This window comes from Marinomonas sp. ATLA20 (genome assembly GCF_057180105.1).
This window is the reverse complement of record NZ_JBXUKU010000036.1, coordinates 1-614: the sequence shown is the minus strand read 5'-3', so window position 1 is coordinate 614 and position 614 is coordinate 1. Positions and strand designations below refer to the sequence as shown.

The 614-nt window shown below is 44.5% G+C and carries 1 protein-coding gene; it reads right to left on the bottom strand.

Annotated features, from left to right (window positions below; genetic code table 11):
* A partial coding sequence (locus AC2A4J_RS20320) for an SLC13 family permease (protein WP_484177292.1) occupies positions 1-597 on the bottom strand: 597 nt, incomplete at its 3' end.
* Positions 598-614: the final 17 nt, after the last annotated feature.

Here is a 614-nt window from a genome sequence, read left to right as displayed (position 1 = left end):
ATACAGGAATAAGAGAATGAGCAGAATCAATGCAACAGGAAAACCAAACAAAAACCATTCAAAAAACATAATTTCCCGATCTAATAGCTTTTTTGACATCGCAGCAAACACCGCATTTGGGACGGATCCGACAAGTGTTGCCAGACCACCAATTGACGCTGAATACGCAACCGACAATAAAATGCTTTTACTGAATCGCTCAAGAGATGGACCAGCTAAAATATCATTAGCCTTGACCTCTTTAATCACAGCAAGTGCCACCGGGAGCATCATTAAGGCTGTCGCTGCGTTTGAAATCCACATAGATAAAAAAGCAGTCGCGATCATGACACCTAATACAATGCGGTCACTTCGTGTGCCAATCACCTTTAAAATGTGTAAAGCCATTCTCCTATGCAGATTCCATTTTTCAATGGCAATTGCGATCATAAATCCGCCCATATACATAAAAACGATCGGATCTCCATAGGCTCTTGATGTCTGTTCCATCGAAAGCCCGCCAAGTGTCGGCAGTAGGATGATGGGCAATAAAGATGTTGCAGGGATGGGCAGTGCTTCTGTCACCCACCATGTTGCCGTCCAAGCGGTAATGCCCAAGACCACCCTCGCAGCAT